The sequence below is a fragment of the Vibrio sp. 1401 genome, assembly GCF_033340295.1.
In genome coordinates this window covers 1-572 of record NZ_JAWOWF010000643.1, presented here as the reverse complement: position 1 = coordinate 572, position 572 = coordinate 1, and the positions used below count along the sequence as shown (strand labels likewise).

Sequence of the window (572 nt, the reverse complement as noted above, 5' to 3'; positions counted from 1 at the left end):
GAGGAATACGCGGGTATCACCCGTCACTACACGATGTAGTTTCCGAGCAGCCACACGCTTCCCTGATCGTTGGTTACGGTGAGCAACTCGCTGGCTGGCCTGGACCAATCCGTAGAGCTGCGTTCTTATCTTTGAAGTGGTGCTCTTCACATCCCCTACCAGGCTTTTGCCAACAGCAGGGTTGTCCTGGGTGTTCACAGCAGAGCGAACAGTCATATAGCTACTGTCCCCCTTATCTTGAGCCACCCGGTTGAGCTCGGCTTTAAGTGCATCATGCGCGTCACCACGCAAATCACCGGCACCGGCATTCAGAACCTGCTGGAGCATTTTGGCCGCGTCTTGTTTCGCCGCGTCAGAATTGCCACCAGCCTGGCTTTGTCCTGCCTTGCTGCCACCATCAGTATCCGACTTGCCTTGGTCGCCCTGTCCTTTCGGATCAGATTTCCCGTTAGCATCGTCTTGCTTCTGGTCTTTACCTTGCTGATCACCACCATTGGCATCAGGCCCTTGGTTTTGATCGTTACCACTTCCGCCCTGACTGTTCTGAGGTTGGTTGCCACCAGCATTCTGCT

General features: G+C 54.7%; 1 pseudogene. It reads right to left on the bottom strand.

The annotated features are described in order from the left end of the window. Positions 1 to 572: pseudogene (locus R7Z77_RS27325) on the bottom strand (VWA domain-containing protein); the annotation flags it as partial.